The 14,858-nt window shown below is 67.4% G+C and carries 12 protein-coding genes; 8 read left to right on the top strand and 4 right to left on the bottom strand.

Translation table 11 applies throughout. From position 1 onward, the window contains the following. The first annotated feature begins 577 nt into the window (after positions 1 to 577). From PTT45_RS08695 to PTT45_RS08705, 3 genes are all read left to right on the top strand, one after another. Positions 578 to 1,297 carry a winged helix-turn-helix domain-containing protein gene (locus PTT45_RS08695; RefSeq protein WP_273812709.1) on the top strand — a complete coding sequence of 240 codons (720 nt, stop codon included), beginning with the start codon at positions 578 to 580 and terminating at the stop codon, positions 1,295 to 1,297. Then, positions 1,294 to 2,904 carry an ATP-binding protein gene (locus tag PTT45_RS08700; RefSeq protein ID WP_273812711.1) on the top strand — a complete coding sequence of 537 codons (1,611 nt, stop codon included), beginning with the start codon at positions 1,294 to 1,296 and terminating at the stop codon, positions 2,902 to 2,904. Before PTT45_RS08695 ends, PTT45_RS08700 begins: the two co-directional genes overlap by 4 nt. 112 nt (positions 2,905 to 3,016) lie before the next feature. After that, positions 3,017 to 4,039 (top strand): alpha/beta fold hydrolase, encoded by a 1,023-nt coding sequence (locus PTT45_RS08705; protein ID WP_273812712.1) that lies wholly within the window; start codon positions 3,017 to 3,019, stop codon positions 4,037 to 4,039. On the opposite strand, the gene glpD is transcribed toward PTT45_RS08705, so the two are convergent. Both glpD and PTT45_RS08715 read right to left on the bottom strand, forming a co-directional pair. Continuing rightward, positions 4,040 to 5,572, bottom strand: a complete 1,533-nt coding sequence (gene glpD / locus PTT45_RS08710; RefSeq protein ID WP_273812713.1) for a glycerol-3-phosphate dehydrogenase — start codon at positions 5,570 to 5,572, stop codon at positions 4,040 to 4,042. 127 nt (positions 5,573 to 5,699) lie between these two features. Further along, the gene (locus PTT45_RS08715) at positions 5,700 to 6,458 is read right to left on the bottom strand and encodes a DeoR/GlpR family DNA-binding transcription regulator (RefSeq protein WP_273812714.1); all 759 of its coding nucleotides are present in this window, start codon (positions 6,456 to 6,458) and stop codon (positions 5,700 to 5,702) included. A 179-nt stretch (positions 6,459 to 6,637) separates the two neighbouring features. On the opposite strand from PTT45_RS08715, the gene ybaK reads away from it, so the two are divergent. The 4 genes from ybaK (at position 6,638) to PTT45_RS08735 (ending at position 10,364) form a co-directional block, all read left to right on the top strand. Beyond that, positions 6,638 to 7,108, top strand: coding sequence for a Cys-tRNA(Pro) deacylase (ybaK, locus tag PTT45_RS08720; protein ID WP_273812715.1), 471 nt, complete (start codon positions 6,638 to 6,640; stop codon positions 7,106 to 7,108). A gap of 44 nt (positions 7,109 to 7,152) precedes the next feature. Beyond that, positions 7,153 to 8,640 carry a glycerol kinase GlpK gene (glpK, locus tag PTT45_RS08725; protein ID WP_273812716.1) on the top strand — a complete coding sequence of 496 codons (1,488 nt, stop codon included), beginning with the start codon at positions 7,153 to 7,155 and terminating at the stop codon, positions 8,638 to 8,640. 41 nt (positions 8,641 to 8,681) lie between these two features. Then, on the top strand, positions 8,682 to 9,461 hold the full coding sequence (locus PTT45_RS08730; protein ID WP_273812717.1) for a substrate-binding periplasmic protein: 780 nt from the start codon (positions 8,682 to 8,684) through the stop codon (positions 9,459 to 9,461). A gap of 123 nt (positions 9,462 to 9,584) precedes the next feature. After that, on the top strand, positions 9,585 to 10,364 hold the full coding sequence (locus PTT45_RS08735) for a PhzF family phenazine biosynthesis protein (protein WP_273812718.1): 780 nt from the start codon (positions 9,585 to 9,587) through the stop codon (positions 10,362 to 10,364). Positions 10,365 to 10,415: 51 nt separating this feature from the next. Here PTT45_RS08735 and PTT45_RS08740 read toward each other — a convergent pair whose 3' ends face one another. Continuing rightward, positions 10,416 to 11,519 carry an ABC transporter ATP-binding protein gene (locus tag PTT45_RS08740; RefSeq protein WP_273812719.1) on the bottom strand — a complete coding sequence of 368 codons (1,104 nt, stop codon included), beginning with the start codon at positions 11,517 to 11,519 and terminating at the stop codon, positions 10,416 to 10,418. Further along, a complete protein-coding gene (gene argF, locus PTT45_RS08745) occupies positions 11,516 to 12,436 on the bottom strand; it encodes an ornithine carbamoyltransferase (protein ID WP_273812720.1) in 921 nt (306 codons plus the stop codon). The genes PTT45_RS08740 and argF overlap by 4 nt, the downstream gene beginning before the upstream one ends. A gap of 314 nt (positions 12,437 to 12,750) precedes the next feature. Between argF and PTT45_RS08750 the strand changes: the two genes are divergently transcribed. Next, positions 12,751 to 14,856, top strand: coding sequence for a molybdopterin oxidoreductase family protein (locus PTT45_RS08750; protein WP_273812721.1), 2,106 nt, complete (start codon positions 12,751 to 12,753; stop codon positions 14,854 to 14,856). The last annotated feature ends 2 nt before the right edge of the window (positions 14,857 to 14,858 follow it).

Raw genomic sequence — 14,858 nt, forward strand, 5'->3', positions numbered from 1 at the left:
CGAGAAAACTTACGGCAGTTGAGGATGACTCGAGGGCCGTCCTGGCAACTGAATCCCTGCGGAGCCGGTTGGTCATGACCACTATCTGTAGTGGTCGCGACCCGCGACTTCGCGGTCGTTCTGTGAATACAGGGGGAAGGGTTGCGCGGTCCGTGCTGCCTGCAGTCGCAAGCGGTGGCGACTGGGCTGAAATGCTACCGGTAGCGCGTGGATCGAGCCCCTCTGCATTCTTTCTTTTTAGTGTCCCTGGCCTCGGGTTACCCACTACATGTAGGGGTGAGGCGCGATGGGGATACAAGATAATGCGCTATTGGGGGCTTTGCAAGGGAAGTGCAGGGGGGCTTTCTGTGGATAACTTGTGGGTGAATTGTGGGTCTTTTTGCTGCATCGCGCGGCAGGCCCCGAGATCACTGGCTCCTACCGTTCGTCGCTGCCGGCGAACGGCTTTGCGGACATTTGCCGGTGTGGCGACGCGGCGCACGCTACCACAATATCTAGTGTTTTTGGCACGCGCTGTGCTAACGACGTTCGGTTGTTACAATGCCGCCACTAATGGCGTTTGCGCTGGAGAGAAGTCGTGGAGCAAGAGGCCTGGCAGATCCTGATCGTCGAGGATGATCAGCGGTTGGCGGAGCTGACCCAGGAGTACCTGCAGAGCAATGGTCTGCAGGTGGCGATCGAGTCCGATGGTGCCCGGGCCGCGGCACGCATCCTTCAGGAGCAGCCAGACCTGGTGGTGCTCGACCTGATGCTGCCGGGTGAGGATGGCCTGTCCATCTGCCGCAAGGTGCGTGGCCAGTTCGCCGGGCCGATCCTGATGCTCACCGCACGTACCGACGATATGGACGAAGTGCTCGGCCTGGAGATGGGCGCCGATGACTACGTGTGCAAGCCGGTGCGCCCGCGTGTGCTGCTGGCGCGCATCCGTGCCCTGTTGCGGCGCAGCGAAGTAGTGGATGCGCCGGCCGAGAACCAGCGGCGCCTGGAATTCGGTCCGCTGGTGATCGACAGCGCCATGCGCGAGTCCTGGCTGCGTGGCGAGAGCATCGAGCTGACCAGCGCCGAGTTCGACCTGCTCTGGCTGCTGGTGTCCAACGCCGGACGCATCCTCTCCCGCGAGGAGATCTTCACCGCCCTGCGCGGCATCGAGTACGACGGCCAGGACCGTTCCATCGACGTGCGCATCTCGCGCATCCGGCCGAAGATCGGTGACGACCCCGAGCACCCGCGCCTGATCAAGACGGTGCGCAGCAAGGGCTACCTGTTCGTCGCCGAGGCGGCGCAAGCCCTGCAATGAACTCGATCTTCCTACGCATCTATGGCGGCATCATCGCCGCGCTGGTGCTGGTGGCGCTGCTCGGCGTCGGCGCCCTGCAGCTGACCAACGAGGTGCGCAGCGACCAGTACCGCGAGCAGCTGGCGCGCGGCACCTTCCGCCTGATGGCGGACAGCCTGCAGCCGATGGACGACGTCGACCGCCGCCGCGCGCTGATCACCTGGACGCGCCTGCTCGGCGTGCCGTTGGAACTGCAGGCGCTGGCCGACGTGCCGCTGGATGGCCGCACCCGTGGGCGCCTGCTCAATGGCCAGGTGCTGGTCGAGCAGGCCGGGCCGCACGAGGCGCGGGTCTTTGCCCTGGTCAGCGCCCAGCAGCAGTTGGTGCTGACCACCGAAATCGAGCAGGTCAGCGAGCAGCTGGCGCGCGCCACCGTCTACCTGCTGATGGACGAACTGGTGCGCTATCCCATCGTCGAGCAGCCCAAGCGCCTGGCCGCCCTGAAGGAAGAGAAGCAGTTCGGCTTCGACCTGCGCCTGGTCACCCTGGAGAAGGTCGACCTGGACGAGGACCAGCAGCGCCGGGTCGACGAGGGCGATACGGTGCTGGCGCTGGGCAAGGGTGGCGACGCCATCCGCGTGATCGCCGGCATGGTCGGTACGCCCTGGGTGCTGGAAGTCGGCCCTATCTACCAGATGAATCCCTATCCGACCGAGCTGCTGGTGCTGATCGGCGTCCTCGGCCTGAGCCTGACCGGGCTCATCCTCTATCTATTGGTGCGCCGCCTGGAGCTGCGCCTGCAGGGGCTGGAGAGCGCCGCCAGCCAACTGGCCAGCGGCCGCCTGGACGCCCGTGCGCCGTCCCAGGGCGCCGACTCGGTAGGGCGCCTGGCCGCCACCTTCAACGCCATGGCCGAGCAGTTGCAGCGCCTGGTCAGCGTGCAGCGCGAGATGGTTCGTGCCGTGTCCCACGAGCTGCGTACGCCGGTGGCGCGCCTGCGCTTCGGCCTGGAGATGATCGCCGACGCCGAGACCGACCAGGCGCGGCACAAGTACCTGGAGGGCATGGATGGCGACATCCAGGACCTCGACAAGCTGGTCGACGAGATGCTGGTCTACGCCCGTTTGGAGCAGGGCTCGCCGGAGCTGAACTTCCAGCGTGTCGACCTGCGTGAGCTGATCGATCAGGTGATGGGCGAGCTGGGGCCGCTGCGTGCGCAGATTCGCCTGGACCGCGGCCCCTGCCAAGATGGCCCGGACGACACGGCCATGGTCGACGCCGAGCCGCGCTACCTGCACCGCGCCCTGCAGAACCTGGTGAGCAACGCCATGCGCCACGCCGAGTCGCGGGTGCGGGTGAGCTACCGGATCGATGCGGAGCGCTGCTGGGTGGACATCGAGGACGACGGCCCCGGCGTGCCGGACGAGGCCTGGGAGCGAGTGTTCACGCCGTTCCTGCGCTTGGACGACAGCCGCACCCGCGCCTCCGGTGGCCACGGCCTGGGGTTGTCCATCGTGCGGCGCATCGTCTATTGGCACGGTGGGCGGGCCTACGTCGGGCGCGGCACCTACCTGGGTGGTGCGCGGTTCAGCCTGATGTGGCCACGCCGGCAACTGCGCAAACCCTGAGTCACTACCGTTCGGCGCCGTTCATCAAACTGTCACCGAACTGTGGCAGCGCGCTCGAACGAACATCCGCAGACTCGCGCGTCACTGGGGTTCTGCGTTCCGGATGTTGTCGATGCGAGTTCTACTCTTCCTCGCCGCGCTATTGTGCGGCCTGCCGTCCTATGCGGCGAACCGATGCGAGGTACAGGTGCCGACCGCCACGGCGGATGTCGGCGAGGTGCGCCTGGCCTACCAGAGCATCGGCAGCCCCGGCGACCCGGCGCTGTTGCTGGTCATGGGCCTCGGTGGCCAGCTGATCCACTGGCCCGACGAGGTGGTGGCGAGCCTGTGCCAGCAGGGCTTCCGGGTGATTCGCTTCGACAATCGTGACGTCGGCCTGTCTGCCTGGATCGGTGAGGCGCCGGCGGCGAACCTGACCTATGAGGCGCTGCGCTATCAGCTGGGCCTGGGCGCCAACGCACCCTATTCGCTGCGTGACATGGCCGGCGATGCGCTGGGCCTGATGGACGCGCTGGGCATCCAGCGTTTCCACGTGCTGGGGGCGAGCATGGGCGGGATGATCGCCCAGCACATGGCCGACCTGGCGCCATCGCGGGTGGAGAGCCTGACCCTGCTGATGACCAGCACCAGCGCGCCGGGGCTGCCGGCGCCGGATGCGCATCTGCTGCAATTGCTGGCGCGCCGCGAGGCGCCCGACCGCGCCGCGGCCCTCGAGCAGCAGGCCGATCTGCTGGCGGCGCTCGGCAGCCCGACCCGGGCGGTGGATCGCCAGCAGCTGCTGGCCGAGGCCGCACGCAGCTACGACCGCGCCTTCAATCCGCAGGGTGTGCAGCGGCAGATTCTGGCGATCCTGGCCGAGCCGAGCCGGGTCGCCATGCTCGAACACCTGCAGGTGCCAACCCTGGTGGTGCATGGCACCGCCGACCCGCTGTTGCCGGTGATGCACGGCGTGCATGTGGCTGCGCATATAAAGGGCAGCGAGCTGAAGCTGATCGCCGGGCTGGCCCATCGCTTCCAGCCGGCGTTCAAGGAACCGCTGCTGGCTGCGGTGTTGCCGCACCTGCGCGCCCATCGCCTGGATGACGCGCAGCTGGCCCAGCGCCTGGAGGGCGACGCGCTGCAGTCGCCGCTGTGATCAGGCGACCGGCACGCTGAGCTGTGGCTGGCTGCAGGCGAGCAGGTAGTCGCGCAGCCTGGCCTGTTGGCCGGGCGTCATGAACAGGCCGACTTTGGTGCGGCGCCAGAGGATGTCCTCGGCCTCTACGGCCCATTCCTCGCGGCGCAGGTAATCCACTTCGCGGGTATACAGGCCGGCGCCCAGGTGCTCGCCCAGCTCGCTCTGCTGCTGCACGCCATCGAGCAGGCGCCAGGTGCGGCTGCCGTAGGTGCCGGCCCAGCGCAGGGCCAGTTCGCGGTCGAGCCAGCCGAAGCGGGCGATCAGTTTGTCCGCCAGCGCCTCGCGACTGTCCATGTTCTCGCCACCGGGCAGCGGCGCCTTGGCGGTCCAGGCCGGGCACAGGTGGGCGAAGGTCGGGGCGAGCAGCTCCATGGCCGCCTCGGCCAACTTGCGGTAGGTGGTCAGCTTGCCGCCGAACACCGACAGCAGCGGTGCTTCGCCCGGTGCGCCGGCCAAAGCCAGGGTGTAGTCGCGGGTGATGGCGGAGGGCTGGTCGGATTCGTCGTCGCACAGCGGGCGCACGCCGGAATAGGTGTGCAGGATGTCGCTGCGCGACAGCTGTTGCTTGAAGTGGGCGTTGACTACCTTGAGCAGGTAGTCGGTTTCCTCCTCGCTGATCTTCACCCTGGCCGGATCGCCCTGGTATTCGCGGTCGGTGGTGCCGATCAGGCTGAAGCGCTCCAGCCAGGGGATGACGAAGACGATGCGCTGGTCCTCGTTCTGCAGGATGTAGGCCTGCTCCTGGTCATGGATGCGCGGCACCACGATGTGGCTGCCCTGGATCAGGCGCACGCCATAGGTCGGCTTCTGTTTCAGGTCGTCCTGCAGGAAGCGCGCGACCCAGGGGCCGGCGGCATTTACCAGCGCGCGTGCGCGGATGGAGAACAGGCTGCCGTCGGCGCGCTCCAGGTGCAGGTGCCACAGGCCCTTGCTGCGCCGCGCGCTGACGCAGCGGGTGCGGGTATGCACATGGGCGCGGCGCTCGCGGGCGGCCATGGCGTTGAGCACCACCAGACGGGCGTCGTCCACCCAGCAGTCGGAATATTCGAAACCGCGCGTCATCTCCGCCTTGAGCGGGCTGCCAGCGCCGAAGCGCAGGTTGCGCGAGGCCGGCAGCTTCTCGCGCTTGCCCAGGTGGTCATAGAGGAACAGGCCGGCGCGGATCATCCAGGCCGGGCGCAGGTGCGGGCGGTGGGGGAGGATGAAGCGCAGCGGTTTGACGATATGCGGCGCCTTGGCCAGCAGCACTTCGCGCTCGGCCAGCGCCTCGCGCACCAGGCGGAACTCGTAGTGTTCGAGATAGCGCAGGCCGCCGTGGATCAGTTTGCTGCTGGCCGAGGAGGTGTGCTGGGCCAGGTCGTCGCGCTCGCAGAGGAACACCGAGAGGCCGCGCCCGGCCGCATCTGCGGCTATACCGGCGCCGTTGATGCCGCCACCGATTACGGCCAGGTCGTAGATTTCGGCGATGGGAGGCGTCTGGCTGAGCGGCATGCAAGGGTACCGTAAGTTGTAATATGAACTTTAAATGTTCGATTTCGAAAATATGCTAGCCGAGTGCGTGTGCCGGCGCCAGCCTTGGCACTGGCCGGTCATCGCAAGAGAGAGGTTGTCGTCGGTTTTAGACGATGTGCAGCTGGATTTTCTGCTCGGCCAGCAGGCGCACGATGGCCGGGGCCGGAGTGGCGTCGCTGTACAGGTGGTCGACCAGGGCGATGGAGCCCAGGCGCACCACGGCGTTGCGGCCGAACTTGCTGGAGTCGGCGGCCAGCAGCACCTGGCGGGCGTTGTCGATGATCGCCTGCGACACGCGCACTTCCTGGTAGTCGAAGTCGAGCAGGCTGCCGTCCTCGTCGATGCCGCTGATGCCCATCACGGCGAAGTCGACGCGGAACTGCTGGATGAAGTCCACCGCCGCCTGGCCCACCACGCCGCCGTCGCTGCGCACGCTGCCGCCGGCCACCAGCACTTCGAAGTCGGCCTTGTCGGCCAGGGTGGCGGCCACGTGCAGGTTGTTGGTGATCACCTTGAGGTGCTTGTGGCCGAGCAGGGCGCGGGCGATGGCCTCGGTGGTGGTGCCGATGCCGATGAACAGCGAGGCGTGGTCGGGAATGCTCGTGGCGATGGCCTCGGCGATGCGCTGCTTCTCGTCACGCATCTGCCCGGCGCGCATGGCGTAGGCGGTGTTCTGGATGCTCGACGCCTCGCTCGCCGCGCCGCCGTGGGTGCGCCGCAGCAGGCCCTGTTCGGCCAGCTGGTTGATGTCGCGGCGGATGGTCTGCGGGGTGACGGCGAAGGCCTGGGCCAGCTCGTCGATGCTGACGTAGCCGCGCTCGCGGGTGCGTTCGAGGATGCTCTGCTGGCGGGGCGGGAGGCTCATCGGCGGTCCTTTTTATGATCGGCGGATTATAGCGAGCTGCTGCCTGCTGGCGACTCTTGCAGGTCTGTCATGCACGGTGGTGGTCTGGCGGGCCGTCGCGGCGCGACGTTAAACACTGCTGCCGGCGGATTTTTCCGTTAAGGTACGCGAATTCTGTCTGCGGATTTTCACATTCGAACATGACTCCTGCCATCGATCTGCTGAAAAAGGCCAAGGCCGAGCACCAGGTGCACAGCTATCACCACGACCCCAAGGCGCCGTCCTACGGCCTGGAGGCTGCGGAAAAACTGAATCTGGACCCAGCGCGGGTGTTCAAGACCCTGCTCGCCGCCACCGAGAAGGGCGAGTTGCTGGTGGCTGTGGTGCCGGTCGCGGGCACGCTCGACCTCAAGGCCCTGGCCCACGCTGCCGGCGCCAAGAAGGCCGACATGGCCGACCCGCAGCAGGCCCAGCGCAGCACCGGCTACCTGGTCGGTGGCATCAGCCCGCTGGGGCAGAAGAAACGCCTGCGCACCTTCATCGACGAGTCCGCGCGCAATCATCCGACCATCCACGTCAGCGCCGGCCGGCGCGGCCTGGAGGTGGAGCTGGCGGCCGAGGTACTGGCCCAGCACACCCAGGGCAGCTTCGCCGCCATCGGCCGGGGCTGATCGCCTCCGCCTGCGTCATCACACATAACAACAAGGAACAGTGCATGTCCCAGTACCTGCTTGCCATCGACCAGGGCACCACCAGCTCGCGCGCCATCGTCTTCAGTGCCCAGGGCTTGCCGCTGGCCAGCGCCCAGCAGGAGTTCAAGCAGTACTTCCCGCAGGATGGCTGGGTCGAGCACGACGCCGAAGAGCTCTGGCTGAGCACCCTCAAGGTCTGCCGTGAGGCGCTGGCCAGCAAGGGGCTGAAGGCCGACGAGGTGCTGGCCATCGGCATCACCAACCAGCGCGAGACCACCGTGGTGTGGGATGCCGCCACCGGCACGCCGATCCACCCGGCCATCGTCTGGCAGGACCGGCGTACCGCCGACTACTGCGCCGGGCTCAAGGCCGAGGGCCACGAAGCCAAGGTCGCGGAGAAGACCGGCCTGCTGATCGACCCGTATTTCTCGGCGACCAAGCTGCGCTGGATCCTCGACAACGTGCCCGGCGCCCGTGAGCGCGCTGAGCGCGGCGAGCTGCGCTTCGGCACCGTCGACTGCTTCCTGCTGTGGCGCCTGACCGATGGCCAGTCGCACCGCACCGACGCCAGCAACGCCTCGCGCACGCTGCTGTTCAACATCCACAGCCAGCAGTGGGACGAGGAGCTGCTACAGCTGTTCGGCATTCCGCGCAGCCTGCTGCCGGAGGTGCTCGATTGCGCCGCCGACTTCGGTACCACCACGCCCGCGCTGCTCGGCGCCGCCATCCCGGTGCTGGGCATGGCCGGCGACCAGCAGGCCGCGCTGATCGGCCAGGCCTGCTTCGATGCCGGCATGGTCAAGAGTACCTACGGCACCGGCTGCTTCATGATCCAGAACACCGGCGCCACGCCGGTGGTGTCGAAGAACCGCCTGCTGACCACGGTCGGCTACCGCCTCAACGGCAAGGTCACCTACGCGGTGGAGGGCAGCATCTTCGTCGCGGGCGCCGCCGTGCAGTGGCTGCGCGACGGCATCAAGCTGATCAGCGATGCACGCGATACCGAGATACTGGCCGAGCAGACCGGTGATGCCTGCGGCGTGTACCTGGTGCCGGCCTTCACCGGCCTCGGCGCACCGTACTGGGACCCCAAGGCGCGTGGTGCGATCTTCGGCCTGACCCGCGACACCGGGATCAAGGAGATCGTCACTGCCGGCCTGCAGTCGGTGTGCTACCAGACTCGCGACCTGCTCGAGGCGATGCGCCAGGATGGCGCCGCCGAGCCCAGCGCGCTGCGCGTGGACGGCGGCATGGTGGTCAACAACTGGGTCATGCAGTTCCTCGCCGACGTGCTCGGCGTGCCGGTGGAACGCCCGGTGGTGACCGAGACCACGGCGCTCGGCGTGGCCTACCTGGCCGGCCTGCAGGCCGGGCTGTACCGCGACCTGGAGGAAATCTCCGGGCACTGGCATCGTCAGCAGCGCTTCGCCCCGCGCATGGCCGATGCGCACCGCAGCAAGCTCTACGCCGGCTGGCTGGATGCGGTGAAGAGGGTGCGCAGCGAAGGCTGACGATGATAAAAGAGGGGCGTGTTCCCGCCTGAGGTCGCCACATGGATCTGTGTCGTCGTCTTCCGACCTTGTTCGCCCTGCTGCTCGCCGGTGTGGGCCTTGCTCCATCGGCCCGCGCCGAAACCCTGGTAATCGCCGCCGACCTCTGGTGCCCGATCAACTGCGCGCCGGACGCCGAGCGGCCGGGCATCTTCATCGAGCTGGCGCGCGACATCTTCGCCGAGTCCGGCATCGCCGTGCGTTACGAGATACGCAACTGGGCGCGCGTGCTGCAGCAGGTGCGCCACGGCGAGATCAACGCCGCGGTCGGTGCCGGCCGCGAGGATGCGCCGGACTTCCTGTACACCACCACGCCGGTGGCCATGTCGCGCAACTGCTTCTACACCCAGCAGGACTCGCAGTGGCGCTTTACCGGCGTGGACTCGCTGGCCAGCGTGCGCCTGGGCGTGATCAATGACTACAGCTATGGCGAGCAGCTCAATGCCTACGTCACGGCGCAGCATGGCCATGGCGACCGGGTGCAGGTGGCGGCCGGCGGCGCGGCGCTTGACCTCAACCTGACCAAGCTCGATCACGGGCGCATCGATGCGCTGATCGAGAACAGCTGGGTGATCCAGTCGCGCCTGGCCGATCTCGGTCGCGCCGGCTCGCTGCGCGAGGCGGGCTGCCGCGAGCCGGACGTGCCGATCTACCTGGCCTTCTCGCCGGCGCGTGAAGACAGTGCGCGCTACGTCGAGATCTTCGAGCGTGGCCTGCAGCGTTACCGTGCCGATGGCCGCTTGCAGGTGCTGCTCGACAGCTACGGCGTCAGCGAGCGCTAGGCCATCCACGGCCGCGGTCGCAACAGACAGCTGTAACGGCGCAATCGCTGGCGACTGTACTGGTCTGCTGGGCGGGCGCCACGGCATGCTGGTGGTCCAAGATCAACTGCCAGGGAGCGCAGCATGCAACTCGAATTCCACCAGATCGATGCTTTCACCGACCGACCGTTTCACGGCAACCCGGCCGTGGTCTATCGGCTCGACGCCTGGCTGGAGGACGAGCTGATGCAGCGCATTGCCGCCGAGCACAACCAGGCCGAGACCGCCTTCACCGTGCGTGAGGGCGATGGTTGGCGCATTCGCTGGTTCACCCCGGCCTGCGAGGTGCCGCTGTGCGGCCACGCCACCCTGGCCACCGCCCACGCGCTGTTCGAGCTGTATGGCGCGCCAGGCGAGCGCCTGGAGTTCAGCTGCATGTCCGGCGCCCTGGCGGTGAGCCGCGAGAGCGGGCGACTGGTGCTGGATTTCCCGGCCATACGTCTGGCGCCGGCGGAGATGGCGGCTGAGGTCGGCGCGATTCTCGGCCAGCGAGTGCAGGCCGTGCAGGTTGGCAAGGAGCTGCTGGCGGTGCTGGAGTCGGAGCAGGCGGTGCGTGAGTGCAAGCCGGACATGGCGGCACTGGCGAAGCTGCCGGGCCTCGGCGTGATCGTCACCGCGCAGGGCGTGCAGCACGACTTCGTCTCGCGCTACTTCGCCCCGGGCATCGGCATCGACGAAGACCCGGTGACCGGCTCTGCCCATTGCATCCTGGCGCCCTACTGGGCGGAGCGCCTGGACAAGACCGAGCTGAGTGCCTTCCAGTGTTCCGCGCGTGGCGGCGAGTTGCACTGCCGGCTGGAAGGCGCGCGGGTGAAGATCGCCGGCCAGGCCGTGCTGGTCGCCGGCGGCAAGCTCTATCTGTAAGAGGAGGGCAGAGGTGCCGCGCCGCTCCGGCGCGTGCACCTCGTCACGGGCTCAGCCGTTGCTGTAGCGGCGTACGCCGGAGTCGCCGAGCTTGAGCTGGGCGGCCACGCTGCCCTGGGCGGCGAACACCACCAGGTGATCGGCGGCGACGCGGATGCCGACCTGCTGGCCTGGCTGGTGGTCGGCATGGCTGGGGAAGATGGCTTCCAGCTGGGTGCCGGTCGGCAGTTGCAGGCGATACAGGGTGGCAGCGCCGAGGAAGGTCTTGCCGACCACCTGGGCCTGCAGGCCGCTGTCCGCCGCCGGCACGATGTCGTCCGGGCGCAGCAGCACGTCTACCGCGCTGCCTTCCGGCCAGTGGTAGGCGCGGTTGCCGCGGATCAGGCCCAGTTCGGTCTGCACCGTGTCCGGGCTCTGCAGCTGGCCACGGATGAAGTAGCCCTGGCCGACGAAGCTGGCGACGAAGGGCGTGGCCGGCTCGTGGTACAGGTTGTAGGGTGTGTCCCACTGCTCCAGGCGGCCCTTGTTGAACACGCCGACCTGGTCGCTGACGGCGAAGGCTTCTTCCTGGTCATGGGTGACCAGAATGGCGCTGGTGCCGCGGGCCTTGAGGATGTCGCGCACCTCATGGCTGAGGCGGCGGCGCAGCTCGCCGTCGAGGTTGGAGAAGGGCTCGTCGAGCAGCAGCAGTTGCGGCTCCGGTGCCAGGGCGCGGGCCAGCGAGACGCGCTGTTGCTGGCCGCCGGACAGCTCGTGCGGGTAGCGCTTGCCGAGGTTGCCCAGCTTGACCAGCTCCAGCAGCTCGGCCACCACCTTGTCGCGCTGCGGATGCTTGCGAATGCCGAAGGCCACGTTCTCCGCCACGGTCAGGTGGGGGAACAGGGCGTAGTCCTGGAACACCATGCCGATGCGGCGTTTCTCCGGTGCCAGGGTGAAACCGGGGCGCGAGATCACTTCGCCGCCCAGCTCGATCTCGCCTTCCTGCACCGGCTCGAAACCGGCGATGGCGCGCAGGGTGGTGGTCTTGCCGCAGCCCGAGGGGCCGAGCAGACAGCCGATGTCACCGGCGTTCAGGTGCAGGTTGAGGGTCTGCACGATGCGCTGCTCGCTGTAGCCGCAAGCCAGCTCGCGCAGGGACAGCAGTAGTTGGCTCATGCGGGGCGGCATCCTGGGGCGACGAGCATTTCCATCAGCGCCTTCTGCGCGTGCAGGCGGTTCTCGGCCTGCTGCCAGGCCAGCGAGCGCGGGTCGTCGAGCAGGTCTTCGCTGATCTCCTCGCCACGGTGGGCCGGCAGGCAGTGCAGGAAGATCACGCTCGGGTCGGCGGCATCCAGCAGGGCGCGGTTGACCTGGTAAGGAGCGAACAGCTCGAGGCGCTTGGCGCTTTCCTCTTCCTGGCCCATGGAGGTCCACACGTCGGTGCTGACCAGATGGGCGCCGGCCACGGCTTGCTTCGGATCGCGAACGATCTTGGCGCGGTCGCCGGCGGCTGCGAGGAACTCGGCCTTCGGCTCGTAGCCCTCGGGGCAGGCGATGCGCAGTTGGAAGTCGAACTGCACGGCGGCTTCCAGGTAGCTGTTGCACATGTTGTTGCCGTCGCCGATCCAGGCCACGGTCTTGCCCTTGATGCTGCCGCGCGCCTCCTCGAAGGTCTGCATGTCGGCCAGCAGCTGGCAGGGGTGCAGGTCGTCGGACAGGCCGTTGATCACCGGCACCGTGCTGTTGGCGGCGAACTCGGTGAGGTTGCTGTGGGCGTAGGTACGGATCATCACCACGTCGAGCATGCTGGACATGACGATGGCGGTGTCGCCGATCGGCTCGCCGCGGCCCAGCTGGGTGTCGCGCGGGGAGAGGAAGATGGCCTGGCCGCCGAGCTGGATCATGCCGGCCTCGAAGGACAGGCGGGTACGGGTGGAGGCTTTCTCGAAGATCATGCCCAACACCCGGCTCTTCAGCGGCTCGAACAGCACGCCTCGATGGCGCAGGTCCTTCAGCTCGATGGCTCGACGGATCAGGCCGCTCAGTTCCTGAGGGCTGAAGTCCATCAACGAGAGAAAGTGCCTGGCGCTCATCTTGATTACTACCTTAATTCGACCACTGTCGCGGCCCGGTTTTTCCGGGGAATAGCAGCCCACACGGCGGCTGGAGCCGCTTGGAGGCGACGATTGGGGGAGGCGGGATCTTATAAGGAAAAGACGCATTGGAGCAAATGGCCCCCGGCCACCAGGCTTTTCCGGATGTATCGGGCATCGCCGGATGCATCGGTGGCCATGATGGCCGCCGATTCACGCGCCGAAGGCCGCTGGCCAAGCCCGGTGTCTGGCGCCATAGTCGCGGAATGGGCGACTAGACCGGTCGTCTCGATCAGAACAATAGAGGCTAGGCCATGACCAAGACCCTCCATCACCGTGCCTGTCACCTGTGTGAGGCCATCTGCGGCCTGACCATCGAAACCGAAGACCGCGACGACGGCCGCCATATCCTGTCGATCAAGGGCGACGCCCAGGACAGCTTCAGCCGTGGCCATATCTGCCCCAAGGCTGTGGCGCTGCAGGACATCCAGAACGACCCGGACCGCGTGCGCCAGCCGCTGCGCAAGGTCGCTGGTCAGTGGCAGCCGATCGCCTGGGACGAGGCCTTCGAGCTGGTCGCCGAGCGCTTCGCGGCGATCCAGGCCGAGCACGGCAAGAACGCCGTGGCCGTGTACCAGGGCAACCCCAGCGTGCATAACTATGGGCTGATGACCCACAGCAACTACTTCCTTGGCCAGCTGAAGACGCGCAACCGCTTCTCCGCCACCTCGGTGGACCAGCTGCCACATCACCTGACCAGCTACCTGATGTATGGCCACGGCCTGCTGCTGCCGATCCCGGACATCGACCACACCCAGTTCATGCTGATCCTCGGTGGCAACCCGCTAGCATCCAACGGCAGCATCATGACCGTGCCGGACGTGGAGAAACGCCTCAAGGCGCTCAAGGCTCGTGGCGGCAAACTGGTGGTGGTAGACCCGCGGCGCAGCGAGACGGCGGCCATGGCCGACCAGCACCTGTTCGTGCGCCCAGGTAACGACGCGGCGCTGCTGCTTGGCCTGCTCAACACCCTGTTCAACGAGGGCCTGACCCGCGCCAGTGCGCTGCCGGTCAATGGCCTGGATCAGGTAAAGGAGGCCATCGCGCCATTCACCGCCGAAGCCATGAGTGGCCGCTGCGGCGTGCCGGCGCAGGAGATCCGCCAGCTGGCTCGCGACTTCGCCGCTGCCGAGTCGGCCGTGTGTTATGGACGCATGGGCGTCTCCACCCAGGCCTTCGGCAGCCTGTGCCACTGGCTGATCCAGCTGATCAACCTGGTCACCGGCAACCTCGACCGCGCTGGCGGCGCGCTGTGCACCAGCCCGGCTCTGGACCTGGTGGCGACCACTTCTGGCGGCCACTTCAATGTCTGGCAGAGCCGCGTCTCCGGCCTGCCGGAATACGGCGGTGAGCTGCCGGTGGCGGCGCTGGCCGAGGAAATGCTCACCCCCGGCGAGGGGCAGATTCGCGCGCTGGTCACCGTGGCCGGCAACCCGGTGCTGTCCACGCCCAATGGCCGCCAGCTGGAACAGGCGCTGGACGGTCTGGACTTCATGGTCTCGGTCGACCTCTACATCAACGAGACCACCCGCCACGCCGATCTGATCCTGCCGCCCACCGCGCCGCTGGAACACGATCACTACGACACCACTTTCAACGTGTTCGCCGTGCGCAACGTCACCCGCTTCAACGAGCCAGTGCTGGCCAAGCCGGAAGGCGCGCTGGACGACTGGGAGATCTTCGTCGGCCTGGCCAAGTCCTTCGCCGCCAGGCAGGGCACCGAACTCAAGCCGACCATGCCGCCGGCGCAGATGATCGACATGGGCCTGCGTTTCGGCCCCTATGGCGACAAGTCCGAACACAAGATCAGCCTGGCGACGCTGCGTGAGGCGCCGCATGGCATTGACCTAGGACCGCTGCAGCCGAATCTGGCTTCGCGGCTGAAGACTGAATCGAAGGCCATCGAGGCCGCGCCGGAGCTGCTGGTGGCGGACCTGGCGCGCTTCGCCGCCGAACCGTTGCCGGCCGAAGGCGAGCTGGTGCTGATCGGTCGCCGCCATGTGCGCAGCAACAACTCCTGGATGCACAACTACCAGCGCCTGGTGAAGGGCAAGCCGCGCCATCAACTACTGATGCACCCGCAGGACATGGCCGGGCGCGGCCTGGCCGATGGTCAGCGCGTGCGCGTGCAGTCGCGGGTTGGCGAGATCGAGGTGGAGGCGGTGGCCAGCGACGAGATGATGCCCGGCGTGGTCAGCCTGCCGCATGGCTGGGGGCATGCCCGCCCGGGTGTGCAGATGGGCATCGCCAGCGCCCAGCCGGGCGCCAGCGCCAACGACCTGACCGATGATCGCCAGCTGGATGCGGTGTCTGGCAACGCCGCGCTGAACGGTGTGCCGGTACGCGTCCAGGCGGCCTGATG

Source organism: Pseudomonas sp. Gutcm_11s, from assembly GCF_028649395.1.
Lineage (GTDB): Bacteria > Pseudomonadota > Gammaproteobacteria > Pseudomonadales > Pseudomonadaceae > Aquipseudomonas.

Excerpts from the sequence above, each read along its gene's own strand:
- PTT45_RS08700 (WP_273812711.1), top strand. The coding sequence starts at position 1,294 with ATGAACTCGATCTTCCTACGCATCTATGGCGGCATCATCGCCGCGCTG.
- PTT45_RS08705 (WP_273812712.1), top strand. The coding sequence starts at position 3,017 with ATGCGAGTTCTACTCTTCCTCGCCGCGCTATTGTGCGGCCTGCCGTCC.
- glpD (WP_273812713.1), bottom strand. The coding sequence starts at position 5,572 with ATGCCGCTCAGCCAGACGCCTCCCATCGCCGAAATCTACGACCTGGCC.
- PTT45_RS08715 (WP_273812714.1), bottom strand. The coding sequence starts at position 6,458 with ATGAGCCTCCCGCCCCGCCAGCAGAGCATCCTCGAACGCACCCGCGAG.
- ybaK (WP_273812715.1), top strand. The coding sequence starts at position 6,638 with ATGACTCCTGCCATCGATCTGCTGAAAAAGGCCAAGGCCGAGCACCAG.
- glpK (WP_273812716.1), top strand. The coding sequence starts at position 7,153 with ATGTCCCAGTACCTGCTTGCCATCGACCAGGGCACCACCAGCTCGCGC.
- PTT45_RS08730 (WP_273812717.1), top strand. The coding sequence starts at position 8,682 with ATGGATCTGTGTCGTCGTCTTCCGACCTTGTTCGCCCTGCTGCTCGCC.
- PTT45_RS08735 (WP_273812718.1), top strand. The coding sequence starts at position 9,585 with ATGCAACTCGAATTCCACCAGATCGATGCTTTCACCGACCGACCGTTT.
- PTT45_RS08740 (WP_273812719.1), bottom strand. The coding sequence starts at position 11,519 with ATGAGCCAACTACTGCTGTCCCTGCGCGAGCTGGCTTGCGGCTACAGC.
- argF (WP_273812720.1), bottom strand. The coding sequence starts at position 12,436 with ATGAGCGCCAGGCACTTTCTCTCGTTGATGGACTTCAGCCCTCAGGAA.
- PTT45_RS08750 (WP_273812721.1), top strand. The coding sequence starts at position 12,751 with ATGACCAAGACCCTCCATCACCGTGCCTGTCACCTGTGTGAGGCCATC.